Here is a 21223-nt window from a genome sequence, read left to right on the forward strand (position 1 = left end):
TCCTGAAATTTTGCGCAAAGGTATGATTTAAATTAATATCTATAGCCTCAAAACTGTTTTTTTTTAAGATTCGTCAGGGTATAAGAAATTTCATTGTTTTTTGTTTAACAGTTGCGCTGTAAAATAGGCTTCTACAGATAAAAATAACATAAAAATAACAAATACATTGATTTTTTCCGCTGAGCCTTCAATCGTTTTCGATAAAACAGGGCGGATGTAAAGATAGGCCGCAACAACTTTTAACGTGGTAAGAAGTAAAAAAACATAGCCTGCCTGCGCGGCATTATTTTTCGCAATAAGATGCAGTGCTAACAATATTATAAGGCTGAAAACATAGAAAAACACATACGAAAGGTATACCGGGTATACAAATGTACTTGTGTCCACACCAATACCGGGTATAAGGTACAGCAACACATTGGCAACTAAAAACACTACTGCCGCACCCGATACTTTAAGCACGGTGCTTATAAAATTCTTGTCCATTTATTTATTAAGTTGATTTACCAGGCGCACTACATTGTAAAGTGCTATAGCCACGCCCAGCATGGTGCATATTATAAACCACAGCTGGTTTGGGTTGGGGTATTTTTCATCGAGCCAGGTACCCAGCAGGCTGGATAAATAAATAACAATCCCCATTTGCGTAGGGATGCTTACCAGCACCAGCCACTTGTTTGGCTTTTTATCCTGCCTGTTGTTTGTCATTGGCGGGGCTGATGTTTTTTACGGCATTTTTCATGGTACAAGAGGCAGTAAAAATGGCACCCGGCTCTACGGCCAGCTTACCGGCCACTACATCGCCTTGTATATTAGCCTTGTTTTTTATGCTCAGCAGTTCGTCTACCTCTATGTGCCCGTTAAACTTACCTTCAATATCGGCACTCTTGCACTTAATATCTCCGGTTACGCTGCCTGCCGGGCCTATAACAAGCCTGCCCTGCGAAGTAACATTCCCCACAAGATGGCCATCCAGCCTTAGGTCGGCCTGAGATATTATATCGCCTTTTATGGTAGTGCCTTCCACAATACGGTTGGTTTTTCCTAAAAGGTCGGTATACGATTTCTGTGATTTATCAAACATGCTCATATTACTTCACCGGCTGATATTGTTCGAAGCTCTTTTTTACCTGTATCACCTTATAATCCTCAGTGCTGATGATTACAGGCGTCTCGGCTATCTTATAGTCTTTATAGTCCTTAAGCACCGACACCACATCTACGGCAGCCAGCTTATTTATAAGGCCGTGTACCACCAGTATATTATCTTTTACGGTATAAATATCGTTGCTCAGGGTAATGCTGTTGTTGTTATTGTCTTTAATAAACTGCTGTATGGTTTTGGTAAGCGAAGCTATCCTCGGGTCATTGGCTTCAAACTTAAATATCAGCTTGTAGGTTGTAGGGGTAGCGCCAAAGGCCAGTTTTTCCAATGCCGGGATGTCCTTCTTCAGCATATTGTCGGCTTCTTTACCTTCCTTGGCATTAGCGTAGGTAAGGGCTACATAGTTCAGTGCTTTCTTATATTCGTCCACACCTTGCAGCCTGGCAATAAGCTTTGCTTTAAGCAGCTCCATTTTTGGCAATATATCATCGCCCTCATAGCTGTCTATGTATTCGCCAATAACGGCATACACCTCGCGTACCTGCCCAGAGGTATACTGGTCGTACAGTTTTTTGTAAATAGCTTCGGGGCTGCCTGCATATAACGCTTCCGGGTTCGGGTTTTTAATAATGGCAGCATAACGGCTATCAGGGTATTCTTTTAGTATACGCTGCTTGTATATTTCGGCTTTCGCCGGATCAGTCGTTTCATATATGCGGTACAGGTTGTACAGGCTCGGCGCTATAAGGCGTTCTTCAGGGTTGTAGGTAAGCAATTTTTCCAGCTTATCTGCGGCGCGTTGGTTTTCCTTAAACTTATCTTTGTAAATGGCACCCAACTGGAAGTACGCAAAGTTGCGGTCTTTGGCAAGGCTGTCCAGTACTTTTTGCTCAGTAGGCAACTGACTGATGTAAAACTGCGGGTCGTAACGCGGTTCCAATGGCTTATCGCTTTCGTTGCTGTTTGCCAGCGAATCGTTTTCAGCCGAAGCATCTTCATCAGGCTTAAATCCACCTTTTATTTCCGATGCCACACGCCAGTTATCGGCAAGCGGCCTTTTGCCCCATTTACCCTGGAAGGTAAGCTTACCGTAAGAAACGTTAGCCGGGGTATAAAAATAAAACGGCCCGGATGCAGCAGCAGTAGCAGTACCTGTTGCGGTTGCAGTTGTTTTAGGCGTAGTGCCCGTAGAGGTTAAGGCGCCCGGCTGTTTCCCTGCCGGTACCGATAAGCCCTGGGCATTTCGGCCGGCAAAGCCACCACCACCTCCGCCACTTATCATGGCATCGTCGTCACGGCCTCCTACAGCAGCAGCATTTGCAGCCATATTGGCTTGCTTTTGTGCTTCGGCAGCAGCTTTTTTCTTGGCTGCCTCGTCTTGTACCTTTAGTTTTTCAATGTACTCTTTGTAATACGTAATACGGGCATCATCCGTCAGCCCTACAGCATTCAGTATACTGTCGTTCCTGTTGGCTATGCCTTCATATTTAATAACATCTTCCAGGTTGTCCCTTTTCTTTTTTATGGCCTTGTACTCACGCGTACGGAAATCCATACTTGTCAGCGTACTGTCATAGTACTTACCGGCAGCGAGGTATTTTGCCTCTTCAAAGTTTATTTCGGCAATATTGCGGTAGTTGCTTGCCACAAGGTAGCGGTCCTGGGCTTTTTTGCGAAGCGATTTATTGTAGTATGCTACAGCCTGTTTGTTTAGCCCCTGCTTGTCATAAAACAAAGCTATCTGGTGGTTTATTACATCCAGGAACGGGCGGTTTTCGCGGTCTTCAAGCAGCTCGCGGTATTTTTCCATGAAGGCAAGGGTGTCGCCGGTTTTATAATCAAACTGGCCTGCCTGCATAGCGTGCGCATGTATGGTATATATGCGAGGCGACTTGCGTTTCATGTCTATTACATGCTGGTAATAGGCATAGGCGCTGTCGGTATTGTTTTGTTTACTGTACAGCTGGCCAATGATAAAGTAATAACGTGATTTCTTTTCGTTGTCCTTTGTATGTTTCACAGCTTCCAGCAAGGCTGTTGTAGCGCTATCGGAATATTCTTCTTTAATGTACGCTTCGGCCAGCATGGCATTAGCATCGCTGTATATCTGCTCTTCCATTTTACCTTTTTTCTCTTCAAGGAGTTTTTTCAGGTTTTTAATGGCTACACCGGTATTGTCCAGGCGTATATTTGTTTTTTCGCGCCACACCTTTACCTCGTCCATACGGCTGCTGGTAGGGTACTTGTACAGTACGTAGTTAAACGCTTCAAGCGCCGGTATAAAACGGTTGTCGTAATAACGCGACTGGCCCAGTAGTAAGTGGGCTTCATCTATTTGCGGGTTGCGTTCCTGCCCGCCTATATCCATAGAGTGTTTTTGTATGGCTTTGGTAGCCTTGGCCTCAGCACGCTCAAAGTTGGCATTACGCTTATCGGTAGGCTCCATTTCATCGGGTGGGCGCTGCATACGCTCTACGGGGAGTATTTCCCAGTAGTTATCTACCATGGTAGTTTTAAGTTCGGTAACGCCTGTAGCAAGGGCATTCCTGCCGTTAAAAAGGATGTTATCGCGGGTGCTCAGGGCATGGTAGTTCCTGCTCATAAAGGTGTCCTTTTTTGTAGAACACGCTATGGCAAAAGCTGCTGCGCCTAAGGCTAAGATATATTTGTAATTGCTGGTTTTCAATACAAAAGAATTTTTTATCCTTAACTTTTAAAATTACTTTTTAGTATAGGAGGGGATAAAAATACGCTTCTTTTTTTTAATGGATAAGTTTTTAAGAAAAAAAGCCTTTTGTTTAAATAATAAAACAAGGCTTTACTGGGTGAAAGGTGTTCTTAGAAAAGAATACTTAGAGAAGCCTTCATCTTTTCTCTCCTGCCTTATCCCTTTTGCCTTTTCTTCCTTTTACGTAATTTTACACTATGGAAGAGCAAGCCGAAAAACCCCAGCGTAAAATAATCCATGTAGATATGGATGCCTTTTACGCATCGGTAGAACAGCTGGATAACCCTGAACTGAGGGGCAAGCCTATAGCTGTGGGCGGCAGTGAAAAACGCGGAGTGGTTTCGGCAGCGAGTTATGAGGCGCGTAAGTTTGGTGTACGCAGTGCCATGAGTGGTTACCTCGCCAAAAAGCGCTGCCCCCACATTATCTTTGTTCGGCCACGGTTTGACCGCTATACCGAAGTGAGCCGAAAAATACGCGAAATCTTCCATGAGTTTACTGATTTGGTAGAGCCCCTCAGCCTGGATGAAGCCTATCTTGATGTAACCCAAAATAAAAAAGGGATTCCCAGTGCTTCCATTATTGCCACGCAAATACGCCAGCGCATACTACAGGAAACCGGGCTTACGGCTTCGGCAGGTATCAGCATAAATAAATTCATAGCCAAGGTAGCCAGCGACTACAACAAACCGAACGGCCAAAAAACCGTGCCTCCGGACGAAGTGCTCGATTTTCTGGAAAACCTGCCTATTGGTAAATTTTACGGCGTAGGCAAGGTTACAGAAGAACGCATGTACCAACTGGGCATTTTTACCGGAAAAGACCTCAAGGAAAAATCTATAGAATACCTTAGCGAGCATTTTGGAAAAAGTGGCGCCTACTACTATTATGTGGTACGCGGTATACACAACAGCGAGGTAAAGCCCCACCGCACGGTAAAATCAGTGGGTACAGAACATACGTTTAACGAGAACCTTGTTTCGGAAGTGTTTATGCTGGAACGGCTGGAAATTATAGCAGGTGAACTGGAACGCCGCTTAAAGAAAAAGAAAATAGCCGGGAAAACTGTAACACTCAAAATAAAGTATTCCGACTTTATGGTGCAAACCCGCAGCAAAACCATGCCGTATTTTATATCAGATGCCAGCCTTATACTGGAAATTGTAAAGGAACTGCTGTACCAGGAAAAACCGAAAGACTCTGTGCGTTTACTGGGTATATCGTTGGCCAACCTCAACAACGAAGCGGGGGAGAAGAAGGCGGTGGCTGTTCAGCTGAAGTTTGACTTCTAAAAAAATAAACCGGCTGGGGGGACAGCCGGTTTGTACGTTTTGGCATTATTGCTTAATGAAGATAATGGGGAAATGCCAGTTATGTATGTAGTTTTGGTTTGAAAAAAACAGCTTTCGTGTTTTTTCTTATACAAATATACCGTCATATTTCAAGTATATCGGGTAAAATAGGCTAATGCAGCAAATATGCCGACGAATGGAACAAAGCGTAAGGTGAATTGTATTTGTAAGTGTTAAAAACACCAGAATACTTTACGGGATTTGAACAACCGTTAAACTTGCTACAAACCATTTTCATAAAATTCATACAGTTTGTAACTTTAAAATATAAACTGCGCCCCTATGAAACAGCCCCTGCTGGTTTTTAACGATAAAGGCATTTACTGCGCCCGGGCCGATGTATACCTGGATCCCTGGCGCGCGGTGCCCAAAGCCATTATTACCCACGGGCACAGCGACCACTCGCGCTGGGGGCACGGCAGTTATATAACCCATCATCTTAACGTCCCTATTATACGGCACCGGCTCGGCCCAATAAACGTTACCGGTAAGGACTGGGGTGAAACCTTTACCATAAATGGCGTTACCTTTAGCTTTCACCCTGCCGGGCATATTGTGGGCAGCGCCCAGGTTCGCGTGGAGTACAAAGGCGAAGTATGGGTATTTACCGGCGACTATAAAACCGAAGACGACGGTCTTTCCACGCCCTATGAAGTGGTAAAGTGCCACACCTTTATTACCGAAAATACTTTTGGCCTGCCAGCTTTTAAATGGTTACCACAAGCAGAAGTAATGGATGATATAAATACCTGGTGGGCACAAAACCGCGCCGAAGGGCAAACCTCGGTCATCTTTGCCTACACCCTGGGCAAAGCACAGCGCATCCTGAAATATCTGGATACTTCCATTGGCAAAATATACACCCATGGCGCGGTAGAGAACATGACCGAAGTAATCCGCCAGATGGTAGAACTCCCCGAAACCACCCTCATAACCCGCGATACTAAAAAGGAAGACCTCACCGGCAGTATTGTCATAGCACCTCCCAGCGCGCACGGCAGCCCCTGGATACGTAGGCTCACCCCTTATGTAACGGGTTCGGCAAGCGGATGGATGGCCTTTCGCGGCGCACGGCGCAGGCGGGCTATAGACAAGGGTTTTGTGCTGAGCGACCACTGTGACTTTCAGGGATTATTGGAAAGCATACAAGCCACAGGTGCCGAAAAAATAATCTGCACGCATGGGTACAGTGATATTTTTAGCACTTACCTGCGCGAGCTGGGTTACGATGCCCGTACCGAACATACCCAATACGAAGGAGATGAGGGCGAAAGCGACAAGGAATCGGAAACCATTACCGAGGAAGGGGGTACAGTATGAAGCATTTTGCCGAACTCATAAAAACGCTTGACAGCAGCAACAAAACCAATGTAAAGGTCGACGCGCTTACGCAATACTTCCGTACGGCAAGCGATACCGATAAGGTGTGGACCATAGCCATACTGTCGCACCGCAGGCCGCCGCGTCCGGTGAATACTAACCTGCTCAGGCTATGGGCAGCGGAGCTTGCCAACATACCACTGTGGCTGTTTGAGGACAGTTATCACATTGTGGGCGACCTCGCCGAAACCATAGCCCTGGTCATCCCGAATTCTAAGGAGCATTCAGACAAAAGCCTCACGGAGTTTGTACGGGAAATGATTGCCCTGAAAAAGAAAACCGACGATGAAAAGAAAGCCTACCTGCATACCAACTGGCTACGGCTGAATTATTACGAACGTTTTGTGTTTACCAAGCTCATAACCGGCAGCTTCCGCATCGGCGTAAGCCAAAAACTGATGACCCGCGCCCTGAGCCGTGCCACCGGTGTAGATGAAGAAGTATTGGCCTACAAGCTTATGGGCGAATGGAATCCGGTTACCATTAGTTTCCACAACCTGGTGCTGGAGGAAAAAGCCGAAGACAACCTAAGCCGCCCCTACCCGTTTTACCTGGCACACGCCATTGAGGGTGAACCTAAGGATTTGGGCAACGTGGCCGACTGGAGCGCCGAACACAAGTGGGACGGCATCCGCAGCCAGACCATACTGCGAAACGGACAACTGTTTGTATGGAGCCGTGGCGAAGAATTGGTTACAGATAAATACCCTGAGTTTAGCAGCTTTCTCGGTATTATACCGAATGGTACCGTAATAGACGGGGAAATTTTGCCCTGGGTAGATGGAACCATTGGTTCGTTTAACGACCTGCAAACCCGCATTGGCCGAAAAACCGTAACCCCTGCCCTTCTGAAGAAAACACCTGTCATCATCCGCGCATACGATTTGCTGGAATGGAACGGCGAAGACCTGCGGAACCACCCGTACAGTGAGCGTCGGATACTTTTGGAACAACTCATCGAAAATATGAAAGAGTACGAACTGCCGGTGCAGCTATCAGAACGGGTGCAACTCCATACCTGGGAACACGCTCTGCACGAAAAGGCAAAAGCCCGTGAATTGCATAGCGAAGGCCTTATGTTTAAACGAAACGATTCGGTATATGGGGTGGGCCGCAAAAAAGGCGACTGGTGGAAGTGGAAACTAGACCCATTTAGCATTGATGCCGTACTTACCTACGCAATGCGGGGCAGCGGTCGTCGTGCCAACCTGTTTACCGATTATACCTTTGCGCTTTGGGAAACCAAAGATGATGGCACTAAAGACTTGGTAACTTTTGCCAAGGCCTATTCGGGGTTGACGGATGCCGAGTTTAGAATGGTAGACGATTATATCAAGAAAAATACGTTGGAACGTTTTGGCCCGGTGCGCAGCGTAACGCCCAAGCTGGTTTTTGAAATTGGCTTCGAAGGCATAGCGCTCTCAGGCAGGCACAAGAGCGGTATCGCCACACGCTTTCCCCGCATACTCCGCTGGCGCCACGACAAGACCATTGAAGAAGCAAATACCATTGATGATTTAAAGGAGATGATTCCGAAGTAGTGATCAGTAATCAGTCGCAGTTTATAGGTTTTCGTCATTGCGAGGAGGCACGACGAAGCAATCTCATCGATGCAAATTAAGATAGCTCCCTAATGAGATTGCTTCGTTCCTCGCAATGACAGGACGTAATTTAGACCCGCCGAACTTGAAACCTTAAACTTTAAACAAGAATAATGAACAGGGAACAACTGTTTACCATAGCACAGGATTGGTTTACCGGCCGCGGCTGGAAGCCTTTTCAGTTCCAGCAGCAAACATGGACGGCGTTCCTTCAGGGGAAGCACGGCCTACTGAATGCGCCTACCGGTAGCGGAAAAACCTATGCGCTGTGGTTTCCTGTGGTTTTAGATTATATAAAAAAAAATCCCGATTATGCCACCAAACACAAACCGGGTCTTAAAGCCATCTGGATAACGCCTTTGCGGGCACTTTCGGTAGAAATACAGCAGGCGGCAGAGCGCGTGGCAAACGACCTGGGCACCCAGCTTACCGTGGGCATACGTACGGGTGATACAACATCGGCAGAGCGGGCAAAACAAAAAAAGAAGATCCCCGACCTGCTTATAACCACGCCAGAGAGCATGCAACTGATGCTGGCATCTAAAGATTACGCATCGGTATTTAAAACGTGTACCGCCATAATCATAGACGAGTGGCACGAGCTGCTGGGCACCAAGCGAGGCGTACAGGTAGAATTGGCCTTGAGCCGGTTAAAAAGCGTAGCGCCACAACTCCGCATATGGGGTATATCGGCCACCATTGGTAACCTGCAACAGGCTATGGAAGTCCTGTTGGGGCCGCACTCTGAAGCGTTGGGAAACAGTACTCTGATACGTGCGCACCTCAACAAGAAAATAAACGTACAGTCCATCATCCCTGAAAAGATGGATGCCTACCCATGGCGTGGGCATATGGGGCTGCACCTTATAGACGAAGTAGCAAAAATCATAAAGAAAAGCCGTACTACTCTCATATTTACCAACGTACGCAGCGCCTGCGAAATATGGTTCCAGGCATTGCTGCAAAAGTACCCGGAGTTTGCCGGGGAGCTTGCCATGCACCACGGCAGCATAGCCAAAGAAACCCGTCTTTGGGTAGAGCAGGCCATTCGCGATGAGCAGCTCAAGGCCGTGGTTTGTACCAGTAGCCTGGATTTAGGTGTTGACTTTGCCCCGGTAGAAACCGTAATACAGATAGGCGGTCCCAAGGGTGTAGCGCGTTTCCTGCAACGGGCAGGGCGTAGTGGCCACCGCCCCGGGCAGGACAGCAACATTTACTTCCTGGCCACGCATGCGATAGAATTGGTTGAGGCCTCGGCACTCCGCAGGGCGGTACGGGAAACCGTGGTGGAAGACCGTGTACCCTACCTTAACAGTTGGGATGTACTGGTGCAATACCTGGTAACCCTTGCCGTAAGCGATGGTTTTTACCCCGATGCCATTTTTAAGGAAGTACAAAGCACCTTCTGTTACCAGGGAATGACCCGTGAGGATTTCCAGTTTTGCCTGAACTTTATAACCCGTGGCAGCCAGAGCCTGCAGGCGTATGATGAATATAAAAAGGTGGAGATTGAGGCAGATGGCAAATTTAAGGTGAACAGTAAAACTGTAGCCTTACGCCACCGCATGCAGATAGGCACCATAGTAGGCGATGCCGTGATGAATGTGAAGTTTATGGGCGGCGGTTACATAGGCAGTATTGAGGAATGGTTCATTTCTAAACTAAACCCGGGCGACACATTTATTTTTGCCGGGCGCAAGCTGGAACTGTACCGTGTAAAGAACATGGAGGTATTGGTACGCATGGCCGACCCCGGTGCCAAGGCCATGCACGCCAGCTGGATGGGTGGCCGCCTAACGCTTTCGGCACAGATGAGCGAACTGCTTCGGGAGGAATTATATTCTGCCAATACCGATGAAAAAACACCCGAGCTTAAAGCACTACACCCGGTATTTACCCGTCAGCGCAAGGAGAGCATTGTGCCAAACGATAATCAGTTCCTTATAGAAACGTTTAAGACCCGCGAGGGTTACCACGCCATTTTTTATCCTTTTGAGGGGCGCTATGTGCACGAAGCCCTGGCAAGCCTTATGGCCTACCGCATCAGCCTGCTTATGCCCATTACGTTTTCGCTGGCGTATAACGATTATGGTTTTGAGTTGCTCAGCGATAAGGAAATTGATATGCAGCAGGTACTGGATAACGACCTTTTTACCCCCACTCACCTCCATGCCGACCTGCAACACAGCCTGAACGCTACCGAAATGGCCCGCCGTAAGTTCCGTGATATCGCGGTGATATCAGGGTTGGTGTTTACGGGTTATCCCGGAAAGGTGGTAAAAACAAAGCACCTGCAAAGCAGCAGCCAGCTTATTTTTGAGGTGTTTCGGGATTATGAGCCGGATAACTTACTGTTTCAGCAGGCATATAGGGAAACCTTTGAGCACCAGCTGGAGGAAGGCCGCCTGCTATTGGCATTGGAACGCATTGAACGCCAGGAAATGGTTTGGAAACCCTGCGAAAAGCCCACGCCATTCAGCTTCCCCATTATAACCGACAGGCTGCGCGAACGCTTATCCAGCGAAACTTTAGCAGAACGGATTAAGAAAATGACGGCGAGTTATATGAAATAGATGGTTGGATTTTTGGAAGGTTAGATTATTAGCTATTGGATGATCTGACAAAAGTTAAAAATGCCCTCTTCAAAATACGGAACCTTATCTTTGCACAACCATGACCCACAGCATAACCCTTAACCATAACGATTTTATCCTCCACTGTACCGGGGCGGTGTACTGGGTGCAAAAAAAGCTGCTGCTTATCAGCGATGCGCACCTGGGTAAGGTATCGCATTTCCGGAAGCATGGGGCTGCCATACCGGGCGGGGTTATGTATAAAAACTTCCTAAAGATGGACAGTATTATAACTCAGTTCCGGCCGGAAGGGATTTGTTTTCTGGGCGACCTGTTTCATAGTACGCTGAATAAGGAGTGGGATTTATTCAGCAACTGGGTTACTAAAACTAACCTCCCCATGGTACTCATAGCGGGCAACCACGATATAATCAACCCGAAGAAATACGAGGCTTTAGGCATACAAACGGTTAGCGAATGGGCTGTTGACGGCTTCCTGCTTACCCATCACCCTGAAGAACGGGAGGGGCATTTTACACTGTGCGGGCACATACATCCTGCGGTACAACTGCGCGGCAGTGGCAGGCAGTCCCTTAAATTACCTTGTTTCTTTAAAACGGAAAACCAAATGATACTCCCCGCCTTTGGCGAGTTTACCGGTACCTATGTTATGCAGCCACAGGAGGGAGATGTTGTATATGCCATAATTAAAGATGCTGTATTACCGATTGAAATAACATAATATTACGGCACCCATATCATACGCGTCATACCGCTGATACCGTGGTTAACGTGATGTGATGCCGGTATACCCGCCAATACACCCAGGCTGACACTTTTTGAAAAAGCAATTTTAAATTGTGGCCTAAATACAATCTCTGTTTCTTCACCTGAAAAATCCATATTTGTTTCAAGCCCAATGAAATTACCGTTTGTAAAAACATAATGAAGGCTGGCATTCACTTCTATAGAAGTACTCATTTTTCCCGATTCAAAATCCTGCTGGAATGATGGGCCGGTATACAGCAGTGTATGGATATTTGGCGTAAGCCTCTTCGCAGCAATAAAAATGGGGTTGTATATGGTGCCTTCAAATAACGGAGAATTTTGGCTAATGCTATCAATATCTGAAAATTCCATTTCCTGGATGTAACCCACAGCCATACTTGTCTGGTGCTTTGCAGAAACCCAAAACGTATATTGTGTAGCCAGTTTTATACCTTCTACACGGTTGGCCGGTATATTGTTTTCGTTTTGGCTGTTGTTGGCACTATCTATTTCAAAAGGTATTTCTACTTCCATGCCCAGGCGGTTGGCCACGGCAAACTCATATTCGGCAAAACCGGTGTAAGAAGTGTAGGTGGTTTCATCATTCACCCCAAAACCGATGTTCATCTCGTGTTCGCCTTTGCGTGCACCTAAGTCGCGAATGAGGTCGGTATACAAGGGTTCGGCGTGGTGCAGCTTTAATGGTTTACTGCTGTCGGTCTTATTTTGGGCAAAGGCAGATAAACTTAAAAGCGTAAGGAATAGCACAAATATCTTTTTCATAATCATTTCTGTTTGAGGCCAAAACTAGGCCCGCAATCAGGAAACAATTAGGAAGAATAGGGTATTGGGAAATATTTAACCCTCGCTGCGCAGTTTTTCGCGGTGTTGCTCGCCCCATTCGGCAAGGGTACGCAAAACATCCTTAAGCGTATGGGTATAGTCGGTAGGTTCGTAGGTAACAACTACCGGCATGCCTGTATCTACAATGCGCTTTACAAAGCCGTTAAGCTCCAAATCCTTTAGCTCATTGCTCAGCACCTTGGCAGAAATTCCTTCAATGGTACGCTGCAATTCGTTAAACCGCATGGGCTGTTCGCGCAGTGCGAGTATAATACGCAGTTTCCACTTGCCGCCTATTACGTAAAGGGCATCGCCTATATTGTTTAGCCGGGCGCTGCATTGCACTGCATCTGGGCATTGTTCGGGTTTTGTTATCGTTTCTTCTGCTGTTGTATCCATGGCGGTAACTTTTTAGTAAGTACTTACCTTGAGTAAACTGCTTACTTATTGAAAGCAAAGGTACATAATTTTGCTGTATAATTTAATACAGAGAAAAAATGAAAAGCATACTGCATATTATAAGCAGCCCGCGTGGCGAAGAATCATTCAGCGTAAAGCTGGGCAACGCTATTGTAGCCCAGGCACAGGAAACATTCCCAGGAAGCGTCGTAACTGAACTGGATCTTACCGTAAACCCGTTCCCGCATATAGACGGTGCGCAGATAAAAGCCCTGCGTACACCGGTAGACCTACATACCGCCGAAGATAAGGCACAACTGCAACGCTCAGACGAGGCACTGGCACAATTGTTTGCTTCCGACATTATTGTGATAGGTGTGCCCATCTATAACTTCGGGATTACATCTACCCTAAAGAGCTGGCTGGATAACGTAGTGCGTGCCGGGCAAAGTTTCAGTTATACCGAAAATGGCCCTGAAGGTTTGGTTAAAGGAAAGAAACTTTACATAGCCGTGGCATCGGGTGCGGTATTTTCTGAAGGGCCTTATGCCCCGTTTGATTTTGCCATATCCTATCTTAAAGGTGTGCTTAATTTTATAGGCATTACTGATATTGATGTGGTACGTGCCGAAGGCATAGCCATACCAGGTATACAGGAAACCGCACTGGAAAAAGCCATTTCGGCAATAGCCATATAAATTTTCATTACACATATCACCAAAAAGCCACCGTACTGCGGTGGCTTTTATATTAGTGGGTAAGGTGGTACAGTACAAATGCGTAAAAATCCGACTTTTCCTCCAGCCTGTCGGGCAGGCCGGTGGTAACGCCGTAGTGGCCTGAGTTTAGTAAGGTTTTCAGGTATACCGGATTGGTTTGCCCTTTATGGTTTTGCAGCCTTGCGGCAAATTTATACGAATGCACCGGTGGTACGCGGTCGTCGTTATCTGAAGTAAGGATAAGCGTTACCGGGTAGTTCACCCCGTCCTTAATATTATTGTATGGCGAATATTCCATCATGGCCTTAAACTCGGCTTCATTATCAGGGTCGCCATATTCATCATAATGGAAACGGCCTATGGTATAGCTGTGGAAGTTTGCCATATCATAGATTCCCACCTGTGGTACCGCTACCTTAAACAGTTCTGGGTGTTGTACCAATGCGGCACCTACCAGCAACCCACCCTGCGATCCGCCGGTAATGGCCAGTTTGCCGGGATTAGTGTACCCCTGGTCTATAAGGAAACGGGCAGCATCTATAAAGTCGTTCAGGGTGTTTATCTTTTTCAGCCTGCGGCCGTCGTTGTGCCATTGAACGCCACGCTCACCACCGCCACGTACTTCTGCATAGGCATATACGCCGCCGTTGTTTAAAAAGTAAATCAGCCCATTATCGTAATGCGGGGTATTTACGATGCCAAAACCTCCGTAGGCTTTCAGCAGGGTAGGGTTGTTACCGTCAAGCTGCAGCCCTTTTTTATACACCAGTGTTAAGGGTACCTTTACGCCATCGCGGGTGGTATAGGTGGTGGTTTTGGTTTCAAAATAATCCACAGGGTAAGGCGCAGTGGTTTTCTCAAAGGTGCTGTTTACGTAGCGGTCGTAGTTGCCACTATCCAGGTTTAGCGTAAAAAGGATGGGCGGAATTGTATATGACGTTACATAAAAAAACACATCCTTATCGTAATAGTCGCTACCGGTAAGCTGCACATCCATGCCTTTTTGTACCTGTATGCGCTTTATAAACTTGCCGGTATAGTCAAACAGCATAAAGTAGGTGCCGTCGTTATTCTTGTAGCGGCACAGTATGCGGTTTTCAAAGAAAGTAGCACCTACCAATAAGCTGTTTTGGTACTGTGGTACTACCACGGTTTTATCTTCCGGTTTATCAGGGTCAAAGCTGCGGATATCGCCCCAGTTCGATTCTTTAGACGAATAATAGATACGCCCACGTACATAGCCCGAAACATCAAAATCAGGCGGCACGTTTTTAAGAAAAGGTTTCAGTTCCAGTTTGTCTTTGGTGAGGTCGGCGTAGTAGAAGTCTACCGTCTGCTCATTGCGTGCGGCTGTTTCCAGGAACAGGCGGGTACCGTCATGACTGGTAAAGTAATATACCTGCCCGGCAAACGAAGCAGCGTTAAACACTTCTTCGTCTTTCAGTACATCGGTACCCAGTTTGTGGTACATTACCTGGAAGGTAGAATCGGCTGCAAATTGCGAACGGTTGCTGTTACTGCTGTAAAAAATACCTTCGTCGCCTTTCCAGGCAATGCCGCCAAATTTGGCATTCGGTATTATCTCGTTACTTTTTTTACCCGAAAGCGAAACAAAACGTATCTCATGGTTGTCGCTGCCGTTTACCATAAGTTTATACGCCAGCATTTTTGAATGTACGGAAGGTTCAAAATCTATAACGTTTACCGTTTTGCCGCTGTAAATAAAGTTAGGGTCTACCAGTTTTATGTAATAACCATCGAGTTTCTTTTTATAGGCAAGGTACGGTGTAGCGCCATGTTCTGCCCGGTCTATAAAGTTTGCATAATAGCCGTCGCGTTTTTTGGCCGGTATCCTGAAGCTTGTCTGCGCCTCATATTTTTCAAGGGTGGGCAGCGGGTATACTTCTTTAGTGATGGTGCCGAAGTGGCTTTGTGTAAGCTTGTTCTGCTCATTTACCCAGGCAGCTACTTCGGTGCCGTGCATGTCGTTAAGCCAGGTATAGTCGTCTGTAATGGTAGTGCCGAACTTGGTAGTGGTTTTGGTGGTTTTTTTGGTAACAGGATATTTTTGCCCGAAACATACAACCGGCAACAATGCCAGCAGCAGTAATTTTTTCATGTAAGATTGGTTTTGTTTGTCGTTGCAAAAATAGATAAAGCAGTGAAAATTTGGCTGCATTGAAAAATTTTTAATGATTTAAAAATACTGCTGACACAGGGCTGTCACTACACCAAAATACCTTTGGCATATAAATCATAAAAAACAACTATATCATGGAAAACGTACAAGAAACAACAGCAATTGTTACAAAAGAGCAACTGCAAAACCACTGGCGTGGCCATCGCGGCCTTACCCGCAGGGTTATTGAAGCATTCCCTGAGAAAGAACTTTTCGAATTTTCGGTAGGGGGGATGCGTCCGTTTGCACAACAGGTTATGGAAATTGTAGACCTTACCGGCCCAGGTATTAAAGGACTGGCTACGGGCAACTGGGGCGATGGTAACCTGCCGCACATAACCGGTGTGGGTATGCCTACCACTAAAGAAGATTTGCTTACCCTTTGGGACGAAGCCTCTAACCAGCTAAAAGTATACTGGCCACAAATTGCCCCTGAAGATTTTGGTAACTACGTTAAGGCTTTCGGGCAGTATGAGGGTACCATACTAAGCAGCATCCAGTATTTTATAGATAACGAAATTCACCACCGTGCACAGGGCTATGTATACCTTAGGGCGCTGGGTATAGAACCGCCGTTCTTTTGGGACAGGCAATAATTATGGGTTCAGGCATCAGTCATTAAAACGAAAAACGGCATCTTATAAGGATGCCGTTTTTGTTTGTATCTGTAAGTGTAAAACTTATTGTACTAAGATATCGTCTATCTGCATAGTAGTAGTAGGGCCGGCGCTACCGTTACCTACGTACTCAAATATGAAGTAGCCATTTCCTGTTAACGCAGCAGGAATACTGTAATTACCACTATTTGTGAAATTTTGGGCATAACCTGTTGTAGTGCCCGATGCAATAGCAAACGAAGATGTAATGTCTGTAAGTGTTGCCTGGGTAATGTCTCCGCCCGGTATGTAGTTAGTAGAGTAATATACTTTCAGTACATTACCGGTATAGTAACCATCTTTGGTTTTGAAAGAGAACGTATTGGCTGCATCAAAGTTTACAGGTACCACAAAGTACGTTTTGTTTGTACCGGTATTACCACCGCCAAATGAAGTCATCTGGATGTATTTGTTACCGCTAAATGATTTTACCTGCCAGTAACGTATACCTACAGCAGCATCGTTTACAGCATTAGGGAAGTTAGCGTTATCTAAAGCATAGCTTTCAAAGTTTTCATTGTACAGGCCATAAGTTATAGCATTACCTACAATTGGCGCGGCTGCATCAAGCCTTGTTTCTGTAAGGTTAATATCTTCGGCAGAGCGTGCAAGGAACTGGAAAGTGGTTCCGTACTTAGTAAGTACACCCCTTATTTTACCGCTAAAGCCCGGTATTACGTTACCGCTAAAGCTGGCGTAGCTGCTGGTACGGAACTGTACTGTATTTCCGCTAAGGTCGGTTATTGCCCTGTTAGTGGCACCACCCGCAGTGTTTGCAGTATCGTCTTCGTCATAGTAAGTGCCGCCTACAAAGTTGTCTGCAAACTGTACACCGTCAAGTTCTATAAGGGTGTTTAGGTTTGCATTGTTTAGCGCCTGGCTCAGTGTCATGGTCCTTACCAGTTGGTCTTCGCTAACTTCAGAGCAAGATGGTTGTACATACTTTTGGTAATCGTACTCGGCAATCCTTCCTACAGTACCCTCATAAAGGGCACCTATGGCAAGGCCACTGTTTACCTTACCGTAGTAAAGGTCTTTTAGCTTTACATATACCTTACGGCCAGGGTAAAAGTTAGCCCCAAAAAGGCTTGTTTTATCTATAGCAAGGCTAAAGCCTACCGGAGTACCATCTGCCGGAAGTGTTTGCAGGTATACGGTTTTAAATATGTTTCCCCTTTCGTCGCTTGAAACTACATAGGCTTCAATAACGTCATCTGTAAGGTATTTGCTTACAGTAGTTGTAGCGGCACTGTTTACGGCAGCTACAGTTTTATTAACCGTTAGCGCCGGTTCTGTGCAAGCCTGTACCGGTACGCCATAATCATCGTTGTTTGCACAGCCGGTAAGCACAAGTGCCATGGCAAGGCTAAGGATGGCGGGTTTATAAAAATTTATTTTCATAAGAATTTTTTTAGGAATTAGTAAACAACTACATTATCTATCTGGTAAGAGCCGTCTACGGCAGAAGCTGTACCGCCGGTAACCTTAAAGCCCACATATACATTTCCGCTATAGGCAGAAAGGTCTATTTTACCCGAAGATACAAACGCAAAGTTTACACCGCCTATTTCAGGTGCAGTGAAATTTACAGGCGTCCAGTTAGCAGTAGCTGCATTAGTACCATTAAAGTCGGTAGATATAAATACTTCCAGCTTGTTATCGGCAGAAGAAGTATATGCCTGAGACGACTGGAATACTAATGTTTTGCCATTGTTAGCGGTAAGCGGTATTGCAGGCGAAATAAGCCAGCCCACATTAAGAGTATTACCGCTTTGGTATGGGTTAAACTCAGCATAACCGTTGTCGCTGTAGCGCTGTACTGTCCACTGCTTGGTACCGGCTTCTATATAAGTAGTCCAGTCCGGGGTATTTTCAGGGCTAAGAAGGTCGTTATCCTCACCTGATTCAAATTTTTGGTAGAATACCGGTTCCCTGTATACAGGAAGGTCGGTATCGTCATCGCAGCCTGTTAGCGTAATTGTTGCGAAGGCAGCCAGGAAAAGGGTTTTAAAATGTATTTTCATAGCAATTCAATTAAAAGTTGATGTAAAGGTTTACGAAATAGTTCCTTCCGAAACCATAGAAATACCTCGGGCCAAATTGTGGCTTTCCGTTAGCCATATCATCACGAAGTGCACCGTAAGTAGCATTGCGTGATTGCTCAAAACCACCTGTTTTGTACGTTTGGTCCAGTACGTTGTTTACGCTTACAAAAACACCCACAAGCTGGTCGCCTATTTTCCACGATTTACCACCCTGAAGGTTCATAAGGAAGAAATCGTCAAACTTTTGTTGTTTAAGCAATTGCTTTGCAAGGTTCATGTCTACATCTTCATAAGGCACTCCTGTTTCAGGATCTTTAAAGAAGTTTTCTGTCCTCATTAGAGAAGATACTTCTACATAGTTGTTAGCTAGGTAGTTACCGTTTACACCTACCCACCAGTAGTGTGGGTCGCGGTATTCTATACCCAGCGAGTAAGCCTGCTGAGGTACGCCACCTATTTTATAGTTCTTAAGTTGCGATTTACCATAATCTACATTTGTAACAGGAGCCACAGTACCCACGCCGCTATCGTCTCCGTTTGTAGCCAGGGCATCGTTATTTATGGTTACATTAGGGTTGTTGCTGTAAGTGTAGCTGCCATAAGACGCTGCACCCCTTACAGTAATAGTGCTGGTAAGGTTGTATTCTATACCAAATTCGCCACCCATCATCAGCTTGTCTGCACCGGTTACGGTTTCTGCTACAAACGCACCTGCGTCGTCTCCTTCAAATATACCGTCTCCGTAAAAGAATGATGTCCTTACAGAGTTTTCTATAGTAGCATAAAAACCGGTAAGCCTTGCTTTTACCCTTGGTGCCCTTATTACATAGCTAATATCGCCACTGGTTATAGTTTCATTTTCTATACCGGCTACGGCATTGTTATTTAGCCTTGCATTAGGGTAAGCATTCCTTAGGGTAGGGGCCTGCGTCATACGCACGGCATTTACCACAATCATATTACGGCCGTCAAGCTTATAGGTAATACCACCTTTTACACCGTAGTTGTCAAAGTTCAGCTTTTCGCTTTTACCGAAAGAAGAGGTAGGGTAAAGACCGTTCCTGTATAAACCTTCCCTTTGGTATTCTGTAAATGAATATGTACCGCCTACATAAAATTCTACTTTACGGTAGTTAAATTTCACCTGTGCAAAAGCATCGGCTACATTGGCAAACAGGTTGTAGTTATAGCCGTAAGTATCGCCTTCTACTACCCTGCGGTTAGGGTTGTTAAGGTCGCTCTGTGCGTAGTCTCCGGTGTAGTAGTTGTCTATATCTTCAAAGAACTGACCGCCTAAAAGGTCTAGTAGGTTCTGGAAGTTGTGCGACTTAAGGTGCCTGTAGCTTGCACCGCCGTTTAGTGAAATATTATCGGTAAGCTGCGAACGAAGTATAGTGTTTGCAGTTAGTGTTTTGTCATCCGTCCTGTCTTCATACAGTACATAAGCGCTACGGCCGTTAGCCGTGTTAGCGTTAGTCTGGTACAGTTGGTTCCAGTTTATCTGCCTGCCGCCGTTGTTAAAAGGGGCAAGTGAGTCTGCAGCCTGGGCTGTAAGGCCTGTAGTTATAAGGTAGCTTGGCAGGTTACGGTAGTACGTAGGGTCAGGGTTATTAGCATTCTGGTAATCCAGCCTGCTGTTTCCTATTTGTCCGAACTGGTAAGCTACGTTAGTGTTTAGCGATGTAGATTCGCCTATTGTCCAGTAGTGGCTTAGCATTAGTATAGGCTCTTCCACATCTTTATCGCGGCTGTTACGTTTTTTGCCGTTTTGCCAACCCCAGTATGAGTTGTATTTTTCACCGGCTAAATCAGTAGCTTCCTGTGTGTTTGGCGAGTTTTTACCACGGCTGTTTTGCGCATATACGCTGGTAAAGTTAAGGCTGTGGTGGTCGTTTATTTTTTTCTCTATACTGGCAAAGAAAGAGTTTGCGCTATAGTCTGTACCGTCAAAGTAAGCTTCCTGTGCCCACCTTCTTGAGGCAGAAATTACATAAGCCCATCCGTCTGCACGCATGCCCGATGAGTACGTACCCATCATCCTCCAGTTATAGTTAGTATTGGTACCCGAGTATGAAATCCTTAGTCCCGGCCTGTATATGCTGGCGCGTGTGTTTATTTCCTGTGTACCCAGTATGTTACCGAAGGTGTAGTCGCTTGGTGCGCTGCCCATGGTAAATTCCTGGTTACGTGTAGCGTCGTTAAGTCCGCCCCAGTTGCTCCAGTTTGGCCTTCCGTCATATAGCTTGTTCATCATTACACCGTTCATCATGGTGTTACCGTACTGGTTGTCAAGGCCCCTTATCCTGAAGCGTGCCTGGCCCCAGTTAAAGGCGGCTGCCTGCTGGTAGGTATCGCGAGATGCCTGTAGTAGTCCTGCAGTGTTTTCAGAGCCGCTGTTGTCGTCTCCAAGGTCGTTATCAGTAATGGTTATCAAACCAAGTTGCTGCTCAGATGTAATGTCTAATTCAAGTGATACCACGCCCAGGTCCAGCGGTTTTCCGGCAACGGCCTCAATGGTAAAGGTTTGAGGTACATAACCGGCAGTAGTTACGGTAAGTACATGGCTTTCGGCAACGAGGTCTTTAAAAACAAATATACCTTCGGCATTGGTCAATGCGGTCTGGCCGGTAGCCTCTATAGTGGCCACCACGTTTTCAAGCGGTTTTTGCGTTTTGGCATCTACCACCTTGCCCTGTACAGATGCCGGCTGCTGTGCCCATGCACACACAAACTGCACCATGAATAAAAGACTGAGTACGAGTTTTTTCATAGATAAATTTAAATTATTTCTTTCCTTTGTTAAGTTAAAAATTTCTTAACGGCGGCAAAGGTACATTATTTCCAAAATATTATTTACTTTGGCACCCCGTTTGTT

General features: G+C 45.9%; 17 protein-coding genes. 7 read left to right on the forward strand and 10 right to left on the reverse strand.

Going from position 1 to position 21223, the window contains the following annotated elements; translation table 11 throughout:
* Positions 1–90: 90 nt before the first annotated feature.
* Genes ACZIX4_RS05935 through porW form a run of 4 tightly spaced genes read right to left on the reverse strand, consistent with a single transcriptional unit; the run spans position 91 to position 3791 of the window.
* The gene (locus ACZIX4_RS05935) at positions 91–486 is read right to left on the reverse strand and encodes a hypothetical protein (RefSeq protein WP_463334694.1); all 396 of its coding nucleotides are present in this window, start codon (positions 484–486) and stop codon (positions 91–93) included.
* Complete coding sequence (locus ACZIX4_RS05940) at positions 487–708, reverse strand: AtpZ/AtpI family protein (RefSeq protein ID WP_463334695.1); 222 nt, start codon at positions 706–708, stop codon at positions 487–489. It lies immediately after the preceding gene.
* Positions 686–1084 carry a bactofilin family protein gene (locus ACZIX4_RS05945; RefSeq protein ID WP_463334696.1) on the reverse strand — a complete coding sequence of 133 codons (399 nt, stop codon included), beginning with the start codon at positions 1082–1084 and terminating at the stop codon, positions 686–688. The genes ACZIX4_RS05940 and ACZIX4_RS05945 overlap by 23 nt, the downstream gene beginning before the upstream one ends.
* Before the next feature lie 7 nt (positions 1085–1091).
* Positions 1092–3791: a type IX secretion system periplasmic lipoprotein PorW/SprE gene (gene porW, locus ACZIX4_RS05950; protein WP_463334697.1), complete on the reverse strand. Its 2700-nt coding sequence runs from the start codon at positions 3789–3791 to the stop codon at positions 1092–1094.
* 239 nt (positions 3792–4030) lie between these two features.
* On the opposite strand from porW, the gene dinB reads away from it, so the two are divergent.
* The 5 genes from dinB to pdeM all read left to right on the forward strand — a co-directional run bounded on the left by dinB (position 4031) and on the right by pdeM (position 11481).
* Positions 4031–5125, forward strand: a complete 1095-nt coding sequence (gene dinB, locus ACZIX4_RS05955) for a DNA polymerase IV (protein WP_463334698.1) — start codon at positions 4031–4033, stop codon at positions 5123–5125.
* A 342-nt stretch (positions 5126–5467) separates the two neighbouring features.
* Positions 5468–6505 carry a ligase-associated DNA damage response exonuclease gene (locus tag ACZIX4_RS05960; protein WP_463334699.1) on the forward strand — a complete coding sequence of 346 codons (1038 nt, stop codon included), beginning with the start codon at positions 5468–5470 and terminating at the stop codon, positions 6503–6505.
* A complete protein-coding gene (locus ACZIX4_RS05965; protein WP_463334700.1) occupies positions 6502–8106 on the forward strand; it encodes an ATP-dependent DNA ligase in 1605 nt (534 codons plus the stop codon). The genes ACZIX4_RS05960 and ACZIX4_RS05965 overlap by 4 nt, the downstream gene beginning before the upstream one ends.
* A gap of 173 nt (positions 8107–8279) precedes the next feature.
* A complete protein-coding gene (locus ACZIX4_RS05970; protein WP_463334701.1) occupies positions 8280–10739 on the forward strand; it encodes a ligase-associated DNA damage response DEXH box helicase in 2460 nt (819 codons plus the stop codon).
* A gap of 100 nt (positions 10740–10839) precedes the next feature.
* Positions 10840–11481: a ligase-associated DNA damage response endonuclease PdeM gene (pdeM, locus tag ACZIX4_RS05975; RefSeq protein WP_463334702.1), complete on the forward strand. Its 642-nt coding sequence runs from the start codon at positions 10840–10842 to the stop codon at positions 11479–11481.
* Between the two features lie 2 nt (positions 11482–11483).
* On the opposite strand, the gene ACZIX4_RS05980 is transcribed toward pdeM, so the two are convergent.
* On the reverse strand, positions 11484–12290 hold the full coding sequence (locus ACZIX4_RS05980) for an HAEPLYID family protein (RefSeq protein WP_463334703.1): 807 nt from the start codon (positions 12288–12290) through the stop codon (positions 11484–11486).
* Positions 12291–12365: 75 nt separating this feature from the next.
* Positions 12366–12749: a winged helix-turn-helix transcriptional regulator gene (locus ACZIX4_RS05985; RefSeq protein WP_463334704.1), complete on the reverse strand. Its 384-nt coding sequence runs from the start codon at positions 12747–12749 to the stop codon at positions 12366–12368.
* A gap of 98 nt (positions 12750–12847) precedes the next feature.
* Between ACZIX4_RS05985 and ACZIX4_RS05990 the strand changes: the two genes are divergently transcribed.
* The gene (locus ACZIX4_RS05990; RefSeq protein WP_463334705.1) at positions 12848–13447 is read left to right on the forward strand and encodes an FMN-dependent NADH-azoreductase; all 600 of its coding nucleotides are present in this window, start codon (positions 12848–12850) and stop codon (positions 13445–13447) included.
* A 52-nt stretch (positions 13448–13499) separates the two neighbouring features.
* Here the strand turns inward: ACZIX4_RS05990 and ACZIX4_RS05995 are convergent, their stop codons facing one another.
* Complete coding sequence (locus ACZIX4_RS05995) at positions 13500–15587, reverse strand: prolyl oligopeptidase family serine peptidase (protein WP_463334706.1); 2088 nt, start codon at positions 15585–15587, stop codon at positions 13500–13502.
* Between the two features lie 155 nt (positions 15588–15742).
* On the opposite strand from ACZIX4_RS05995, the gene ACZIX4_RS06000 reads away from it, so the two are divergent.
* Complete coding sequence (locus ACZIX4_RS06000; protein WP_463334707.1) at positions 15743–16243, forward strand: DinB family protein; 501 nt, start codon at positions 15743–15745, stop codon at positions 16241–16243.
* An 84-nt stretch (positions 16244–16327) separates the two neighbouring features.
* On the opposite strand, the gene ACZIX4_RS06005 is transcribed toward ACZIX4_RS06000, so the two are convergent.
* From ACZIX4_RS06005 to ACZIX4_RS06015, 3 genes are read right to left on the reverse strand one after another with little or no spacing between them, the layout of a single operon-like run.
* Positions 16328–17704, reverse strand: a complete 1377-nt coding sequence (locus ACZIX4_RS06005; protein ID WP_463334708.1) for a DUF5689 domain-containing protein — start codon at positions 17702–17704, stop codon at positions 16328–16330.
* 17 nt (positions 17705–17721) lie between these two features.
* Complete coding sequence (locus ACZIX4_RS06010; protein WP_463334709.1) at positions 17722–18327, reverse strand: choice-of-anchor J domain-containing protein; 606 nt, start codon at positions 18325–18327, stop codon at positions 17722–17724.
* Between the two features lie 10 nt (positions 18328–18337).
* Positions 18338–21118, reverse strand: coding sequence for a carboxypeptidase-like regulatory domain-containing protein (locus tag ACZIX4_RS06015; protein ID WP_463334710.1), 2781 nt, complete (start codon positions 21116–21118; stop codon positions 18338–18340).
* Positions 21119–21223 lie beyond the last annotated feature (105 nt).

It is taken from the genome of Flavobacterium niveum (genome assembly GCF_055231775.1).